17 protein-coding genes are annotated in these 16906 nt (G+C 42.2%); 15 read left to right on the top strand and 2 right to left on the bottom strand.

The window, feature by feature from the left end:
• The 7 genes from EKM61_RS07260 to EKM61_RS07230 form a co-directional block, all read left to right on the top strand.
• On the top strand, nucleotides 1–444 hold a 444-nt coding region (locus tag EKM61_RS07260; protein WP_225417799.1), incomplete at its 5' end, for an iron chaperone.
• Nucleotides 445–732: 288 nt separating this feature from the next.
• The gene (gene efp, locus EKM61_RS07255) at nucleotides 733–1299 is read left to right on the top strand and encodes an elongation factor P (protein ID WP_068279903.1); all 567 of its coding nucleotides are present in this window, start codon (nucleotides 733–735) and stop codon (nucleotides 1297–1299) included.
• A 464-nt stretch (nucleotides 1300–1763) separates the two neighbouring features.
• Entirely contained in the window at nucleotides 1764–2828 is a 1065-nt protein-coding gene (locus EKM61_RS07250) for a hypothetical protein (protein WP_068222470.1), read from the top strand.
• 175 nt (nucleotides 2829–3003) lie between these two features.
• On the top strand, nucleotides 3004–3816 hold the full coding sequence (locus tag EKM61_RS07245; RefSeq protein WP_068222474.1) for a hypothetical protein: 813 nt from the start codon (nucleotides 3004–3006) through the stop codon (nucleotides 3814–3816).
• 144 nt (nucleotides 3817–3960) lie between these two features.
• Complete coding sequence (locus tag EKM61_RS07240; RefSeq protein WP_068222477.1) at nucleotides 3961–4887, top strand: hypothetical protein; 927 nt, start codon at nucleotides 3961–3963, stop codon at nucleotides 4885–4887.
• 80 nt (nucleotides 4888–4967) lie between these two features.
• Nucleotides 4968–5345, top strand: coding sequence for a MerR family transcriptional regulator (locus tag EKM61_RS07235; RefSeq protein ID WP_068222480.1), 378 nt, complete (start codon nucleotides 4968–4970; stop codon nucleotides 5343–5345).
• Between the two features lie 75 nt (nucleotides 5346–5420).
• Nucleotides 5421–6536: an NADH-dependent flavin oxidoreductase gene (locus tag EKM61_RS07230; protein WP_068222482.1), complete on the top strand. Its 1116-nt coding sequence runs from the start codon at nucleotides 5421–5423 to the stop codon at nucleotides 6534–6536.
• A gap of 249 nt (nucleotides 6537–6785) precedes the next feature.
• Here the strand turns inward: EKM61_RS07230 and EKM61_RS07225 are convergent, their stop codons facing one another.
• Nucleotides 6786–7670, bottom strand: coding sequence for a LysR family transcriptional regulator (locus EKM61_RS07225; protein ID WP_068222490.1), 885 nt, complete (start codon nucleotides 7668–7670; stop codon nucleotides 6786–6788).
• A 175-nt stretch (nucleotides 7671–7845) separates the two neighbouring features.
• Between EKM61_RS07225 and EKM61_RS07220 the strand changes: the two genes are divergently transcribed.
• The 7 genes from EKM61_RS07220 (at nucleotide 7846) to EKM61_RS07190 (ending at nucleotide 14850) form a co-directional block, all read left to right on the top strand.
• A complete protein-coding gene (locus EKM61_RS07220; RefSeq protein WP_263850782.1) occupies nucleotides 7846–9504 on the top strand; it encodes a malolactic enzyme in 1659 nt (552 codons plus the stop codon).
• A gap of 128 nt (nucleotides 9505–9632) precedes the next feature.
• Nucleotides 9633–10595, top strand: coding sequence for an AEC family transporter (locus EKM61_RS07215; RefSeq protein WP_068222494.1), 963 nt, complete (start codon nucleotides 9633–9635; stop codon nucleotides 10593–10595).
• 268 nt (nucleotides 10596–10863) lie between these two features.
• Entirely contained in the window at nucleotides 10864–11967 is a 1104-nt protein-coding gene (locus tag EKM61_RS07210) for an efflux RND transporter periplasmic adaptor subunit (protein ID WP_068222497.1), read from the top strand.
• Nucleotides 11960–12655, top strand: a complete 696-nt coding sequence (locus EKM61_RS07205) for an ABC transporter ATP-binding protein (RefSeq protein WP_068226176.1) — start codon at nucleotides 11960–11962, stop codon at nucleotides 12653–12655. Before EKM61_RS07210 ends, EKM61_RS07205 begins: the two co-directional genes overlap by 8 nt.
• A complete protein-coding gene (locus tag EKM61_RS07200; RefSeq protein ID WP_068279920.1) occupies nucleotides 12642–13856 on the top strand; it encodes an ABC transporter permease in 1215 nt (404 codons plus the stop codon). The genes EKM61_RS07205 and EKM61_RS07200 overlap by 14 nt, the downstream gene beginning before the upstream one ends.
• Nucleotides 13857–13872: 16 nt before the next feature.
• A complete protein-coding gene (locus tag EKM61_RS07195; protein ID WP_068222503.1) occupies nucleotides 13873–14415 on the top strand; it encodes a hypothetical protein in 543 nt (180 codons plus the stop codon).
• A gap of 150 nt (nucleotides 14416–14565) precedes the next feature.
• Entirely contained in the window at nucleotides 14566–14850 is a 285-nt protein-coding gene (locus EKM61_RS07190; RefSeq protein ID WP_068222506.1) for a hypothetical protein, read from the top strand.
• Between the two features lie 186 nt (nucleotides 14851–15036).
• On the opposite strand, the gene EKM61_RS07185 is transcribed toward EKM61_RS07190, so the two are convergent.
• A complete protein-coding gene (locus tag EKM61_RS07185; RefSeq protein WP_068222509.1) occupies nucleotides 15037–16038 on the bottom strand; it encodes an amidohydrolase family protein in 1002 nt (333 codons plus the stop codon).
• A 225-nt stretch (nucleotides 16039–16263) separates the two neighbouring features.
• Here EKM61_RS07185 and EKM61_RS07180 point away from each other — a divergent pair, with 225 nt between their 5' ends.
• On the top strand, nucleotides 16264–16815 hold the full coding sequence (locus EKM61_RS07180) for a hypothetical protein (protein ID WP_068222512.1): 552 nt from the start codon (nucleotides 16264–16266) through the stop codon (nucleotides 16813–16815).
• The last annotated feature ends 91 nt before the right edge of the window (nucleotides 16816–16906 follow it).

The following is a 16906-nucleotide window of genomic DNA, read 5'->3' as shown; positions in this document are numbered from 1 at the left end:
GAACAATTAGAGAATATCACACAGCATCCAAACAGCGAAGCTGGTCAATACTTGAATACATTTTTAATAATACGAGGAGACGATAATGTGCCAAAAAAACCAGAAGTAGCGGATGTTGCCGATTATATTAATAAGGCAGTACCACAGGCGCAACCACTATTGAACCAACTGCGGACTATTGTAAAGACTGGTTTACCTGCCGCCGAAGAAAAAATTAGTTGGGGCCAGCCTTTTTACTTACTTGGAAAAAAACGGGTTAGTTTTGCCGCTTACAAGGCCCACGTTAGTTTTACAAGTTCAGATGACCTGCCAGAGACTATTCGGCAAAAGGTTGAGCAGGCTGGTTACACAACTGGGCAAAAACGAATTAATATTACCTTTTCGCAACCAGTGCCAACGGACCTAATTCATGCGTTACTGGAAAGCATCTTAAAAGACAGTTAGATTTTTCCAACCATGATCTACGTTAGAAGCAAAATAAACGGATTAATAATTATTTATTGATTGGCCCATACCCGAACGTTGAAATTTAGATTTTTTAATCGGTACTTAACGTGGTAAACTAGGAAAAGGGAATTAGGCAGCAATGAAGTGTGGTCAAAACAGGCATTATCGGGGAGCGTTCGCTTGAAGATGAGCGTTTTGATTGGATGCGGACTACCCAATAATTTAATCGATGCGGAATTTTTGGTGCGGTATATCCGAAAATTCCATAATAAAGGAGATAACGTCATGATTGAAGCAATTAGCCTTAGAGCTGGTATGACTTTTGAAAAAGATGGCAAGTTAATTAAAGTACTAGAAAGTAATCATCATAAGCCTGGTAAAGGGAATACGGTGATGCAGATGCGGTTATACGATATTCGTTCTGGTTCAACCGTTCAAACAACGATGCGTCCAGAAGAAAAAGTTGAGCAAGCCGTTTTGGAAACCAAAGATGCTCAGTATCTCTATCTACAGGATGATTCTGCGGTATTCATGGATCTTGAAACTTACGAACAATACGAAATTCCAACTGAAAGTATTTCGGCAGAAATGAAATTTTTACTTGAAGGAATGCAAGTTAAAATTGATTTCTACGAAAAAGAAGTTATTGGGGTTACGTTGCCAACCACTGTTCAATTAAAAGTTGCGGAAACGCAGCCTTCCATTAAGGGCGCCACAGCAACTGGTTCCGGCAAACCTGCAACAATGGAAACGGGCCTAGTTGTCAACGTACCAGCTTTCATTCAGGTAGGTGAAACCCTTGATATTAATACGCAAAAGGGCGGCGCTTATCTGAAGCGTTCAGGTAAATAGGTAAACGAAAAATGGCGTAAGTGATTCTTCACAATCCGCTAATTTAAATTGAGAACAGCAAATAGACAAGGGAGTGTGACAAAAGTCGGTTTTGGGTTTACTGCGTAACGTAAGCTAATCCAATAACCGTACTATGGTTATTGGATTAGCTGTAGTTAGGCACGTAAATCCAGACTTTTGGCGCACGTTCTAGAATAATGTTCGGAAACAGTAAGAGGTTAGGGCTTTTTGTCCCAGCCTCTTTTTTTGTGACTAAGTTTTTATTTAAGCGTGAGCTGGGAGTGCGCCAAAAATCTAGGTTTGCTTACGTTACGCAGTGAATCCAAAACCGATTTTTGTCCCACTTCTGCTAAAAATAATTCCATTTGGAAGGGCTTTTTTACTGCTATATTGACATGTTTTTACAGGACTTATTATGCTAATCTTAATCTATTATAAATTTAAAATGAATAGTGGGTTTTTTTATGTATTCAGCGCAGTCACGGTACACTATTTGGGCGATTTGTGCAGTCGTCGGTTTATTTTCTAGCATTACGTTACTGACAGCGCCACTTAGATCACTTGGTGCGCAAACGATTCAAACAGTGCGGGTTTCACAAAATTACGTTGGCCGAGTGACGGCGTACCAGGGTTACCTTCCAGATCACCGACCAGTTTTGGTGGATAAAAAAACTTACCGCCAAATTCAGTCCTCAGCAACTGGTGTGACTAAGCCTGTCTATCAGCGCGCGGACGATGGGCAGTTAGTTTTGAAAAGTCAACGGTTTGACTCGGTTTGGCTCGTTATCTTTGCCGTGAGCTTATTTTTGGCCTTTGGAACGCTAAGTCGGATTTTTTACCACCGCCGAATAAAAAAGGCGTCCAGCACTGAGCAAAGACAAGTTTACCGGAATCGGTTGGCTCAGCTTCGAAATGGCCTATTTATTGGCCTAGTTGGTGCTTTAGGCTTTTTTGGCTATCTAAATTATCTGCAACCAATTATTTACGATGCGCAGCAAGCAAATAGTGGGTTAAGTGTGCCGGCCAAGATTGTTCAGCGGCGGCAGGTTGTTTATGGTCGTTCGGCTAGTCGCCCGGATACCACTGCTTTATTAACCATTCAGTTTAAAAATAAAAATGGCTTGACCCAAGAAGTTGTCAGAAAAGTGGCCGCCAATGTTTACCAGCGTAAGGCGACCACAGTTCAAGTTACACCGTATACTAATGGTTCTGGTGGGGTTCGTTTGCTGGAATTTGGAACTATCTTACCGTTAGTTGGGCCCAACTTGGACTTTATTTTTGTGATTGGGACGCTATTTGTTTTGCTAATGCTGCCGTTATTCACTAGTCGTTTGCTCCGAATACCTAAAGGACGGCGGGGTAAAACTTATTTAGTGAGCCTTTTAGTATTAATATTAGTGTTACTAGGGAGTTCTGTACTTTACGGTGAATTGACGTTACTCGTCCCTTATAAGCTTAAAACAGCTATGGCCGCCGTGAAAATCACGCAAAAAGGGTATTTTTGTTCCTGCGGTGTTCCGTTACAATAATTTGTTCGGGTGAAGAATTAGTGAGTGTTTGAAAAAGTGTTTAGGTGCCTACGTCTTTTTCAGGCACGTTTAGGCCAAATCGGTTAGAAAAACGAGTAAAAGTAATTACCAAATACGATCTAATTCGCCATTGAAGTTATATAGTTTACATAAAGTAAGAAGGGAATTGGGGAAGATGCTGAAAGAAAATGAGTTTTCAACGGATTGGCCGACTTTACGGACTGAACTGACAGCAGTTCTACCAAAGCGCCACGTGTTAAAGTACGCACTAGATACGGAAACCATTGTGGGCGATCTCGTGACGGTGGTTGTGTGGCTGGGAGTATTGGCCTGGGTGGCAATTATGTTATTTGAAGGCTTACTTTTCGGCGGTGGTTCTGGTGGTCTTACGGACTATTTTAAGGTACTCTACTTCATCGCAACCATGTTTGTGGTTAAGCCAATCCCATTTATTTGGGCGGCTGCGCTAGTTGTAAAAATTGGACTTAGTTTGCGGCAGGCACTTTTCCGCCGTCGTTTATTGGCCAAATTTCAGGATGTTCCGGCCACACTGCAAATTGGAGTTGCCTATTCGATTAATGCCGAAAATGCGGTCATTATTCGGCAAACAAATCTCGGCCACTCGTTTGAGCGAGTGCTAGAGACATTGCCAAAAGAACAACAACAGCAGTGGCAGAAAATTACGCAACGGCGGATTAAGGATAATTTTGGCGACTATAAAGCAACAGGTTACGACGTCGCGGCAATTAAAGAATTTATTCAGACTAATTTTACGGATGAATTCGTTTTTGTGGCCGTTTTATTGCAGCGCCACGCAAAGCCTTTTTACTGGACTGTTCGGCAGGCACCTAACGCTGTCATATTGTACTTCAAAACGGGTAAACACATCAATTACGTACTACATAATTTTGACGCTGATGGTGCTAAAAGAAAAGGTGTGGCAACGACAATGCTGCAACGCCTGTTTAGAAATAAACGGCGCGTTTAGCAAAGGTTTGGTAAATAGTTTTGCACACGAATTTGGTGTAAATGGGGTTGGAACTTCCTGTTGTAGTTAACCCACAATTGCGGAGTAAAATCTAAACGCTTTTTCAAACACTCTCCAGCCTAATTGCGGAAGGGACGGATACCAATGCTGAAAAAATTAACGACTGCCGTAGTTTTATTCGGGCTAACTTTTCTGATGGTACGTGAAACGGCGGACTTTTACCTAATGAATGGCAGCTATTTTTGGTTTGCCATTTTAACCGTGGGGCTTTATTTAATTCCCTTTGGTATCCCCTTTTTTCAGGTTGCGTTACCTTTTACGGCCATTAAATACCGTAAGTGGATAGTCATATTATTGCTTATAGTCAATGTATTGCACGGTATCGCAATTTTGCAGTATAACCTGCCGTATACTTATACCGATGAAGGTGGTGTGGGCAAGGCCGTAGTGAATCAGGCCTTGCGCTGGATTGGTGTTGCGAGTTCGGGCATATTGACGTTGGTTGACGCCATTTATTTGGGCCATGATTGGCGGCCTAATTTACGGGCAACGGTAGCCCTAGATAGTACGGTAGACAAGGCTGATCATCCGGACAAATCTTTTTTGAAGAAAGTTAATAATTTTTTTGGCAACCGCCCAGTTAAGCAGGTTAAACGCAACCCTAAAGCAGTTAAACGCTACCTAATCGGAATTAATTGTGGCTTACCCTTTCTTTTGCTAATTGCCGGAGAGCTTATCATCTACCTCACTTTTAATGGTGCTGGCCATTCGCTGCAAATATTGTGGCCGTTAATCAATGGACTGTTTAATCTATTGCTCCAAAGTATTGCCTATTTGCTGTTTTTACCACAATTACGAGGCCTGAAAATAAGTCGTCAATTGGCCATTATTTTTAGTACGACACTGCTATTATTTACCTTAGGTTGGAGTTTATGGTTGTTAGCCGTTAAATTTTCGGTTGCCACGGGTTTTTGGGGAGCTAGTTTAATGCTGCTAATGATAGTCATGCCACCGTATATTGTACTGCCTTTGGTATCAGGCCGGGCGGCTAAAGGGATGCTTCCTAAATAAGGTGCTGGGAGAATTATTCGATGATCTGGCCAGCTCTGATCGATCTTTTTATTACTGTAAATAATCTGGGGGGAATAATTTTGAACATCAAAACAGTCAGTGAGAAATTTGCGCTTTCGGCTACAACCTTGCGCTATTATGAAGAAGTCGGCCTAATTCCACCGGTTAATCGTAATGCTAGTGGTTATCGGGATTATGATGCGATTGATTTGGAATGGGTCAATTTTGCTAAATGTATGCGCGAAACTGGCATCTCAATTGACGTCTTAAAAGAGTACGCGGCTTTGGCACAACAAGGTGAACAAACGGAAACGCAGCGCAAACAGATTTTAATTGCGCAACAGCATGTATTGGAGCAGAAAATGCAAACACTGCAGCAGACGCATGCTTTTCTTGATACTAAAATTGCAACCTACGAACAACACGCCAAACAAATGGAACGTATTTTTAAAAATTAGAACAAAACACTTGCCTTCCAGTCGACTTGAAGGTTTATTCTTTTCAATGTTGAAGACAAGAAAGCAGGCATAGAAATGGAAAATAAAACAAAATTACAGCAAGAATTCACTTTAAATAATAAGGTACTTCTTCAAAATCATATTGTGATGTCACCAATGACAACTTGGTCGAGCAATGCCGATCAAACTGTTTCTGATGCAGAGGTTAATTATTATCGTGCACGTGCTAAAAGTGTGGGCATGGTGATTACGGGTTCTAGTCACGTCCAAGAAAATGGTGTTGGTTTCACTAATGAGTTGGGTGTGTACGCCGATCGTTTTATACCTGGCTTGGCTAAGTTGGCAACGGCGATTAAGGCTGGTGGTGCGCGAGCTATTCTACAAATAAACCACGCTGGTGATAAGGCTTTACCAGAATTGATGACCAAGCGCGATGTAGTTAGTTCTAGCTCAGTTCCAGCACCAGAAACACCTTTTGCACCAGGGCAAACACCGCGTTCACTTACAGAAACAGAAATCCTACAGGTTATTCAAGCCTTTGGGGCAGCAACCAAGCGAGCAATTCAGGCCGGGTTCGATGGTGTAGAAATTCACGGTGCCCACGGTTTTTTAATTCAAAATTTTTTATCACCACATTATAATCGACGGACTGACGCCTGGGGTGGTAATTTAAAAAATCGATTACGGTTTGCAATGGCCGTGGTTGATGAGGTTAAAAAAGTTGCGGCGAAATATGCGAAGCACGCATTTATCATCGGCTATCGCGTTACGTTAGAAGAGCGGGAAGCTAATGGTTTACGGTTAAGTGATACAGAGGCGTTGATTGAACAATTAATTACCAAACAAATTAGTTATGTCCATCTTTCACTTGGAGATGCATTGACTGCTCACGAGCATCATAGTGCTAATTCCGAACCGTTTATTCAACGGATTGCAAAATTAATTGGTCGCCGGGTACCGTTGATTGCGGCTGGATCATTTAATTCATTTGCAAAAATGACGGCGGGACTAGATAGTGGGCTGGATTTGGTGGCGGTGGGCCAAGTCTTGGTTACTAACCCCGATTTGTTCAACCAAGAACGGCTACCATTGACTTTATCGCTAAAAACAAATGATTCAATGAGTTTACCCAAGTCAATATTTGAAAGTATTAAAAAATTGGGTGTTTTTAATTTTAAATTTGTGGATTAGCGTGAACTTGGCTAATTAATAATGTTGAAGTGGTTTATGAAATAACTTAAAAAAGTACTGCCAGCTGACCCAAATGGGTTGAAGATGACAGTACCTTTTTTGAGTTCTAGTAAATTTCTGAATAAACACTTGAATTTGTACTTCAATCTATACGAATAGGCACTTTTCGCTGAACCTTGCACTTAGGTAATTTAAAGCACGCACCAAAATTAAATAGGGCGCCGGGAGATTTTTGCGGTCTATTCACCGTTAATTGGTCCTTTGACCACTCAGAATTTCAATAACACGCTGTTTTTCCGGCGTCAATACTTGGTTGGCGCGGTAGGCAACGTAAATATTAAAGTGGGGTTGATCGGCATCAGCCAAAGTAATAGCCAGCAAATTATCATTTTTATGCATTGCTGTTTGTGCCAAAAAGCCTAGGCCGACACCTTGTTGAACCATATTCTTGATTAAATTGATGTCGCCGGTGTGGTAGACAATCTCTGGGCTCGTTTGGCTGGCCTCTGCGAGACGGGCGAAGGCTTGCGGGTGCACGAAACCGGAGGCCAACATAATAAAAGGTTCCCGGGCAACATCTTTAAAGTAAATTGGCGTTTGCGCGGCCCAATGAGAATTACCCGGAGCAATAATTTCAAAAGGTTGGCGGGCCAATAGTTTGGCGGTGATTCCCGGGTGATCGATGGGATCGATGCTTCCAAGTAGGGCAATATCGATGTCGCCACGCTTTAATTTTTCCAGTAAATCTGCCGAGCCACCTTCCGTTGTGGTGATGCTCGTCAGTAAGTTGGCGGCGGCCAAAGCCGGTGTAAATTGGGGGAAATAGTTAATGCCAATAATGGGTGGCAAACCAAAGCGAATCTTAGTTGGCTGGATCGCGGCCAGATCTTGTTTAGTTTGCGCTAGTTCATTCAAAATAACGGCAATGTGGTTCGCAAAAATGTGTCCCGCCGCAGTTAGCGCAATTGAATGGTGGGACTGATCACGAATGACTAGCTGTTGATTGGTCTGATTTTCTAGACGCTTAATGGCCAGTGTAATTGTCGGTTGCGTGACCTGAAATTTTTTGGCTACTAGGGTGAAATTGCGCTGTTGGGCCAACGCTGCAAAGTATTCTAAATCCCGCGTATTCATAGATCTCTTCCTCTCATATTAATATAGTTTATCACAGCTAGGCCAGTTGACTATCTTTTTTGCTGGGCGTTAAACTACTGATGTCAGTTAAATTTGATCAAGATAAATGTGCTTGAAAAGATAATCAATTTTTAAGCTAGTCGATCTTTTGAAGTATGAAATAGCAAAATTAAAATTGAAAGGAAGTTTCAATATGAAATTAGCAGCACAGCAGATTTTAAATGATCCTTTTTTAAATAAGGGAACGGCTTTTACTAGCGAGGAGCGGCAGCAACTTGGGCTTATTGGTTTATTGCCACCAACAGTTCAAACGTTGGACCAGCAAGTGGCCCAGACCTATGCGCAGTACCAGGCCAAACCATCGGCACTAGAGAAACGACTTTTCTTAATGAGTATTTTTAACGAAAACCGCGTTCTTTTCTATAAATTATTTTCCCAACACGTTGCGGAATTTATGCCAGTTGTTTACGATCCGACAATCGCCGACACAATTGAACATTACAGTGAGTTATTCGTTGATCCCCAAAACGCTGCCTTTTTATCGATTGACGATCCAGCCAGTATGGCAACAACTTTGAAGAATGCTGCTGGTGGCCGCCACATTCGTTTAGTTGTTGTGACTGATGCTGAAGGAATTCTTGGCATTGGTGATTGGGGGACACAAGGGGTTGATATTGCCGTGGGTAAATTGATGGTTTACACGGCTGCGGCGGGAATTGATCCAAGTGAAGTTATGCCAGCGGTTCTTGATACCGGAACAAATCGCCAGCAGTTACTGGATGATCCGCAATATTTAGGAAATCACCACGCACGAATTCGTGGCGCGCGTTACGACCAATTTGTTGATCAATTTGTACAAACGGTGACTGAACTTTTCCCTGATCTTTACCTTCATTTTGAGGATTTTGGTCGGATTAATGCCGCCAAAATCTTGAATAAGTATAAAAATCAGATGACAACTTTTAATGATGACATTCAAGGAACTGGAATCATTGTACTGGCTGGCTTATTAGGTGCCTTAAATATTTCTAAACAAAAAATGACAGAGCAAATTTACGTCAGTTTTGGCGCGGGAACTGCTGGTGCAGGGATCACGCAACGCATTTTTGAAGAATTCGTTCAGCAAGGTCTAAGTGAAGAAGCGGCCCGGAAACATTTTTATTTAGTTGATAAACAGGGACTACTTTTTGCTGATGATTCAACATTAACGCCGGAACAAAAGCCATTTGCTCGTTCAAAGGCGGAGTTTGCACATTCTGAACAGTTAACAACTTTAGAGGCTGTTGTTAAAGCAGTTCACCCAACAATTTTAGTTGGGACTTCAACGCAACCAGGGACCTTTACTGAGGCAATCATTAAGGAAATGGCTGCTCATACGCCACGGCCAATTATTTTCCCACTATCTAATCCAACTAAATTGGCCGAGGCCAAAGCGGCGGATTTGATCAACTGGACGGACGGGAAAGCGTTGGTTGCTACTGGCATTCCGGCGGCACCAGTTGATTATCAAGGTGTAACCTACGCCATTGGGCAGGCCAACAATGCGTTAGTTTATCCTGGTCTCGGCTTAGGCACATTGGCGGCCCACGCGAAGGTGTTAAACGATCAAATGATTTCGGCCGTGGCCCACTCTTTAGGCGGTATCGTTGATCCAGAACAACCTGGTGCAGCCGTCCTGCCACCAGTCACGAAGTTAAACCAATTTTCACAAACTGTTGCTGAGGCTGTGGCGCAAAGTGCGGTTGATCAAGGTATTACTAAAGAGAAGATCGAAAATGTCCGTCAGGCTGTTTTAGCTGAAAAATGGGAACCAAAATATACGGCATTAAATTAACGGTATGACAGTGTTCTGAAGGATGGCTTCTTTCACTAAAACTGTTTCGATCTGCGAGCCAGCTCGTCATTGTGGAAATTCAGCACCTTTAGAACACACCGTTTAAAAAGAGAAAGGGGCACAAACTTGTGACTGCATTTTTAACCTCGCTAAGTAGCGTTGGGGAAATTATTTTGGTCATTGCATTAGGGTATTATCTGCGGCGAACCAAAAAATTTGATGACCATTTTAAGGGGAGCATTTCATTCTTAATTATGAATGTTGCTTTACCGGCTTCAATTTTTGTTTCAGTATTAAATAATTTGACGCGTAGCAAGCTGGCCAGTCTGTCAGGTGGGTTGGTTTACGTTTTAATTAGTTTTGTGTCGGGCTACATTATTGCCTGGTTATTAACCAAGGTTTTACACGTGCGCAAGGGTCGGCGGGGGACGTTTATTAATATGTTCGTCAACGCCAATACGATTTTCATTGGCTTGCCATTGAACCTGGCATTGTTTGGCCAAGTTAGTATCTCGTATTTTCTGATTTACTACGTGATGAACACAATCTCGACCTGGGCAGTGGGTGTTTTCTTCATTTCCAATGATGATCCAACCCGTGATAAAGCTGAGAAACAAGCCTTTAATTGGAAAAAATTGTTACCAGCACCACTGATTGGTTTTATCGTTGCCTTAATTTGGTTATTGTTAGGACTACCATTACCAACGTTTGCCAGCAACACGTTATCCATGGTTGGTGGCATCGTGACGCCAATGTCTTTGATCTACATTGGGATTGTCTTGGCGGACGCCGGGTTGAAATCAATTCATTTTGACCGTGATACGATTTGGGCGTTAGTGGGTCGCTTCATTGTTGCTCCGGCAATTATGATCGGCATTATGCTGATCTTTAAACACGGCGGCACGAATATTCCCAACCTGGAACAAAATACGTTGATTATTCAATCAGCAACACCAGGCCTGGCCGTTTTACCAATCTTAGTTGGCCAGTCCCACGGTGATGTTGAGTACGCCACGAATGTTGTGACGACAAGTACCGTTTTATTCGTGATTGTGGTACCAATTTTGATGGAGATTTTAACTTTTATTTAAAAAAGTGATTAGATTCTACGGCGTAATTGAGAATTGTAAAAACAGAATTCCTATTTCTAAGGGAATTCTGTTTTTTTGTGTAAATAATTATCTTACTGCGGTGATTGTGTTCAATAGCGAGTTAATAATGCCGGATTAATTAAATAAGTCACATATTTTTAGTTACTGACCTAAACTGCAATCCAATTTTAATGGTCAACCAATGTATTTCTTATCTTACTATCAGTTTTACAAATGATTTGCGATAATCTGAAGTGGAGGTTATTTAATGAAAAATTTTGTGAAAAGACGTTGGGTTGTAGGCGCCATTGTTATTGGGCTAGTGGTGGTGATCGGCGGTATTGGGATTGCTCGCGCACACCACCAACGCCAAAGTGCCAAGAAAGTGTACCAAACTTACACAGTTAAGGTGGACAGTGCTTTATTGTTAAAAGGGAAGGTTGCGGCCAAAAACACCGTTGACGTTCAACCTGGAGTTAGTAGTACGGGAACTTTAACGCAGGTGAACGTCAAAAATGGTGAACACGTTGATCCAGGCAGCGTCTTAATGACGTTCCATGATGCCGAACAAACAAAGGAGAAAACGGCGTTAGCAATTCAGAATGATAATCAGGCTGTTACGGCGCTCCAAAAGCAGCCGACTACAACTGTTGATGTGGGTTCGACTGACGACGAAACTGATCAAGGAGTTGCGGCAGACAGTGTTCAGCAGGCTAAAAACCAATTGGCCAGTGATCAACTAGCATTGCGACAAACTAATACGAGTCTGGCCAATTTGCAGGGTAAAGTCGATCCAGTTGTGACTGCCAAAATCGCGGGAACCGTGGTTCTGGATGATAGTGCAACTGATAAGACAGGCACACCTAGCATGCAAATTATCAGTGATGGCCAAATTATTGATGGTCAAGTCACTGAATATGATTACGCCAAATTACGGCCGCGCATGCGGGTGACTGTGTTGCCAGTCAGCAGCAATCAGCGTTTGAGCGGTAATATTGTTACCATTGACCAGACACCACAATCTGCGGCTAATCAGACGGCCACCAGTAGTGGTCAAGCAGCCGAAAATGAAGCGGCAACCTATCAATTTAAGGTTAAAATGGCCAAGCAACTCACGAATGGCTTTAACGTTCAGATTCGGGTGCCACAAACTACGATTCATTTACCGGCAACTAGTTTAGTAACGAAGGCTGGCCGGCACTATGTCTACGTTGTGCGCAAACATAAGGTTTACAAAACAGAGGTGACTGTGAAAAAGGTAGCAGGTTACTGGCAATTAATGTCTGGCGTCGCACCAAAAGCAGTTTTAATCGCTAACGCCAGCAAGCACCAACTCAAATCGGGACAAGAGGTGGCCACCCATGCTGATTGAGCTTACCGCCGTCAATAAATATTACCAGAATGGTGAAAATAAATTTCAAGTGCTACAAGACATTAATTTAAAGATTGCGGCTGGTGAGTTTCTAACGATTATGGGACCATCAGGCGCCGGTAAAACTTCGTTGATTAACCTTATTGGTTTTATTGATCGGAGTTATCTAGGAAGTTACAAGTTTAATGGCCAATCCTACCAAACTGCTAGCGACAGTGCATTAGCACACATTCGGAATCAAAGTGTTGGTTTTGTTTTTCAAAATTTCAAGTTGATTGGCAACAACACTATTTTAGAAAACGTTGAATTACCATTACTTTACGGTGGAATGACGAAGAAAAAGGCCAAGCCGATTGTTGAACAGGCCTTGGAACGAGTTGGATTACCTAACAGTAGTCAAAAAATTCCTAATGAGCTTTCGGGTGGTCAACAGCAGCGGGTGGCGATTGCCCGAGCGCTGGTTCACCGGCCAAAGTTTATTATTGCCGATGAGCCAACTGGCGCGCTGGATTCTAAAACGTCTAGCGAAATCATGCAGATTTTTAAGGAACTTAATCGGACTGAACAGACCACGATTGTATTAGTCACCCACGATCCACAGGTATCCCAGTATGGTGAGCGTTTAATTAAGCTTTTGGACGGTGCGATCATCGCTGATGAGGAGGTGAAACACCGTGCGCTTCTCTGAAATCTGGTCAACGGCACTGCGTTCGATTTTAAAAAATAAGCGCCGCAGTATTTTGACAATGTTGGGAATTATTATTGGGATTGCCTCAGTTGTTACAATTTTGGCCATTGGTGATGGCTTTTCCAACTGGGTTACTAAGAGTATTACCAATAATAAGGCGGGAAAGGTGGAAACGCAGATTGTGTATTCACCTAACGAAACTGCTAATAGTAGTGCCGATTCTTATAACGACCGTGATCTGATGTTGGTCCGGCAAGTTGCTGGCATCGCTAAGGTTCGGCAAACTAGTGAAGACTCAGATTATAATCAAATTGCTTTGCCCGTCAAAACCAAAAGTAAAAATGTCCTCGTTCACTATACCAGTCACGCCAGTAGTTCGGTGATCGCTGGACGACGGCTAACGGCAACTGATAACGCGATTGGTAATCAAGTGGCGGTGATTGATGCTAGTCTGGCCAAAAGTCTTTACGGCGGGGCCGCTAATGCCTTGCATCATGGTGTTCCAATAGATAATCAATTGTACGAAATTGTAGGTGTCCGCTCGGCCGTTTCCAGCAGCGTTAATTTTTCCGATGCCGTAAATGGAACGATGCCGGCCAACATTACGATTCCGAAAAAAGTTCACCAAAAATTTACCCAGAATACCGCAAGTGGCGATTTATTAGTTCTATCTCTACGCAAAGGCGCCAAGGCGAGTACGGTTAACCGCCGCGTAATTAACGTTTTGAAGGCCCAGGGGAGTATGCGTAATCAAGGGGAATATCAAAGCGCCGATCCGGCGGCGGAAGCAGACACTTTTGGTAAAATTCTAAGTGTAATTACTTACTTTATCACGGCCGTTGCGGGAATTTCACTTTTTATTGCCGGAATTGGCGTCATGAATATGATGTATATTTCGGTGGCCGAACGAACGACAGAGATTGGTATCCGTCGGGCAATGGGCGCACGGCAGCACGATATTCGTTTGCAATTTTTACTAGAAAGCGCCACGTTAACTATTTTTGGCGGACTGATTGGCTATGGCCTAGGGGTTTTATTGGCGGTAGCGATCAGTGCACTGCCAATGATGCCGTTTCAGGCTAGTTTTAGTTTTGGCGCCTTTGCGTTAGCCTTTGGCGTTTCAACGGCAGTTGGGTTGATCTTTGGCGTGATGCCGGCTAACGCAGCTGCACGCAAGGATTTGATTGAAATTATTCGTTAATTTGGAGGAGTTAATTATGAAAAAATGGGTTAAATCTGTTAGTGCGTGGGATACGCGAATGTGGGTAGTTCTGTATTTTATTGCAGCTAGCGTTGCGGCAGTTTTCACCGCCTTTATTTACCCACCAAAGGCGTTGGCGGCAGCTGGAACACCGATGCTGGTTCACTGGATTAGTTTCGGTGGGGCCTTTATCGGAGTCGCCACAGGCCTTTTTATTGGTGTTTACGTTAATTATTTTATTTACCTTATTTTGCGCAGTATTCTAAATCAGGATGCAGCGGACAAAACGTTGGTGAAACGTAGTCTTTACTTAGCAACCTGCATTAGTACCGTTGTTAGTAGTTTATTGAGTCTATTACTGATGGTTATTATTGGTGGGGAGCCTAACCAAATGACTAACTTTTTGCTGGCCGTTGTCGGTTCGGCCGTACTCGCTTATTTGATTTACAATTTCTTTAGTTATTTAGTTAAACAGGTCAAATTGGCCCGTTGGTATTCTGGAATCTTATTTATTATCTACTTATTGCCAACATTGATTGGGCTTTTACTGAAAAAATAAGTTGAGGGCCGCAGGAGTGTTTGGAAAGCCTGTTGTTGGCCTTTCTTTGATTAAGTTGATGTCAACGTATTTAAAAATGTAGTTTTTCAAACACTTTCTAAATTGTTAATAGTTAAGGAGTAAGTTAAATAATCCAAGGGGGAAATAAATATGCTGATTGCTGATAATGCTACCTTAAAAACGGCTTTGAAAGAAAAACGAGCAACACTTGCTGTTTCGCGAGGGTACCTCAACCAAGTTGGCAATGTGGTTACTGATGACGCCTGGGTTGAAATTGGTTTTCGGGGTTCAGCTAATTTGATTCAACTATTTAATTTTTGGCTGATGAGTCACTTTTCGGTTACTTGGGAGAAAGAGTACTTGTTAAAGCGTCTAAACTACCGCTATAAAGCGGCCAAAAAATCAGCGATGGCGGTTGTTTTTATTCGGCAATAGCTGTAGTTAGGCACGTAAATTCAGATTTTTGGTGCACGTTCTAGAGTGGCGTTCGGAAAAAATAAAAGGCTAGGACGTTTGTTCCAGCCTCTCTAGAGTAACGTTCGAAAACAATAAGCGGCCAGGATTTTTTCCTGGCCGCTTATTGTTTTGATATTTTATAGCCTATTTTTACACCAACAAGGCTTACAGATGCAAAAGTCGTTCGGCGTTACCGTGAGCAATTAATTCCTTAGTTTGTGCAGGTAAGTTGCCTTCAGTCAAGAAGGTTTGACTGTTGGCGGGATGTTTGTAGGGATAATCAATTGAATAGAGTAAATGCTCAGGACCCATTTCATCTAAAATGAATTTTAATTGTGGTTCAAACAACATCCCACTGGGGGTTAGGTAAACGTTGTTGCGGTAGTAAGTTGAAAATGATTCCTTTAAACCAGAATAATCATCGAGTTCGTCATCTAGCCGTTCCAGGAACATCGGTACCATTTCACCCCAGTGACCAGAAATTAGTTTTAAGTTTGGTAGTTTATCAAAAATACCAGAAACAATCATCCGAATGACTTGAATCCCAACGTCCATGTGCCAACCATAGCCGGCGGACGAAAGGATACCGTTGACTGTATCGGACCAGTTAGGACTCTTAAAATAGTGATCGTTGATTTCGCTAGGGATAAAAGAAGGGTGCATGTAAATTGGGACATCTAGATCACTAGCCATTTTGAAAATTGGAAAGAAAAATGGATCGTCAAAAAACTGACCTTGGTAATTGCCCTTTAATAAGGCACCTTTAAAATTCAGTTGTTCAACAGCGCGTTTTAATTCCTGGGCGGCGGCAGTTGGATCACCAACTGGCAGAACAGCAAACGCCGCAAAACGATCAGGTTGTTTTTGAATTTCTTTGGCCAATTTATCATTGGCTTCTTTACAGAGGTCAATTGCAATTTCTGGGGCCAAATTTTGAGGAGAAGAATTGCCGTAAGAAAGAACCTGCATGGCAATTCCGTTTTGATCCATGAAATCTAACCGGGTTCCGGTAATGCTCTGCATCATCTCCGCTGTTGGCAAAGAGGTCTTCATGTACTCCAGCATCCCTGATGAAAGTGGCGGTAGTGCGCCTTTACCGGTCACTTGATTGATTTTTTGGGTAATTAATTCTGATTCAAAGTGTTCTTCAACTGTAATAATTTTCATTAGTGAAGCTCCTTTCAAATTAAAACGCTTGGTTAGCATTTTATTGAAGCACCTAGTAAGATAGAGAGTGTTTAAAAAACAGGCTTAGACAAAAAATGCAGGAAAAATAGCCTTAACCTGAACGCTTTTTCAAAGGTTCTAGGTTATGGCCCCATTATAGTAAGTCCTAAAATAAAGTGAAAGGAAAATGTGAGACAGATAGCACATAAAGTCTCATACTAAAACATGGCCAAAAATTATTTAGTTGAACAACCTAAAATCGATCGGCGGGCTAATAATACGCAGATTAAACTCTATCAAGCCTTAAAAAATTACTACGTTGAAGGTATTGCTTTTAAAAAAATTCAGGTTAAACAATTGTGTCAAACGGCCAAGGTTTCCCGGGCCACTTTTTACCGGCACCACCAGAATATTCAAGATATTATCGCCATTCAATTGTTAATCATGATTACGCAATTTGAAAAGAAGATTGATGGGCTGCAAGTATTGAATTATGACAGTGGTAGTGGCGTTGTTGTGGACACGATTTACGCTAATTTAGATTTGTTGCAGTTAATGCAGTGGAGTGGGACTGAAAAAAGTGGTCAGAAAATTGTGTCCGGTGCAATTATTCGGATTTTGATCTTACGCGATTTTGATGAGGTTAACCGTAATTTTATTGCTGATTATCTAGGCGCGGCCATTCTCAAGTTCGCTTTTCAAATCAGTCAGGCTCCGGAAAAATTACCCAAAGAGCAGGCGCTAAAGTTATACCGGTTTTTAGTACCGAAAGTTTAAATTACGAGAAGGTCGCTAGGGTCAGGGGAAAATGAATTATTTTTGACAAATTAAAAACGTGTTTGCTAAGGCAACTTTCGCTTGTCTTAGC

It is taken from the genome of Loigolactobacillus backii (assembly GCF_003946275.1).
GTDB lineage: Bacteria > Bacillota > Bacilli > Lactobacillales > Lactobacillaceae > Loigolactobacillus > Loigolactobacillus backii.
Note: the sequence above shows the minus strand (reverse complement) of the source record. Positions and strands in the feature narration are given on the sequence as shown.

Coding starts and splice junctions, on each gene's coding strand:
- efp (WP_068279903.1), top strand. CDS start 733: ATGATTGAAGCAATTAGCCTTAGAGCTGGTATGACTTTTGAAAAAGAT.
- EKM61_RS07250 (WP_068222470.1), top strand. CDS start 1,764: ATGTATTCAGCGCAGTCACGGTACACTATTTGGGCGATTTGTGCAGTC.
- EKM61_RS07245 (WP_068222474.1), top strand. CDS start 3,004: ATGCTGAAAGAAAATGAGTTTTCAACGGATTGGCCGACTTTACGGACT.
- EKM61_RS07240 (WP_068222477.1), top strand. CDS start 3,961: ATGCTGAAAAAATTAACGACTGCCGTAGTTTTATTCGGGCTAACTTTT.
- EKM61_RS07230 (WP_068222482.1), top strand. CDS start 5,421: ATGGAAAATAAAACAAAATTACAGCAAGAATTCACTTTAAATAATAAG.
- EKM61_RS07225 (WP_068222490.1), bottom strand. CDS start 7,670: ATGAATACGCGGGATTTAGAATACTTTGCAGCGTTGGCCCAACAGCGC.
- EKM61_RS07210 (WP_068222497.1), top strand. CDS start 10,864: ATGAAAAATTTTGTGAAAAGACGTTGGGTTGTAGGCGCCATTGTTATT.
- EKM61_RS07195 (WP_068222503.1), top strand. CDS start 13,873: ATGAAAAAATGGGTTAAATCTGTTAGTGCGTGGGATACGCGAATGTGG.
- EKM61_RS07190 (WP_068222506.1), top strand. CDS start 14,566: ATGCTGATTGCTGATAATGCTACCTTAAAAACGGCTTTGAAAGAAAAA.
- EKM61_RS07185 (WP_068222509.1), bottom strand. CDS start 16,038: ATGAAAATTATTACAGTTGAAGAACACTTTGAATCAGAATTAATTACC.
- EKM61_RS07180 (WP_068222512.1), top strand. CDS start 16,264: ATGGCCAAAAATTATTTAGTTGAACAACCTAAAATCGATCGGCGGGCT.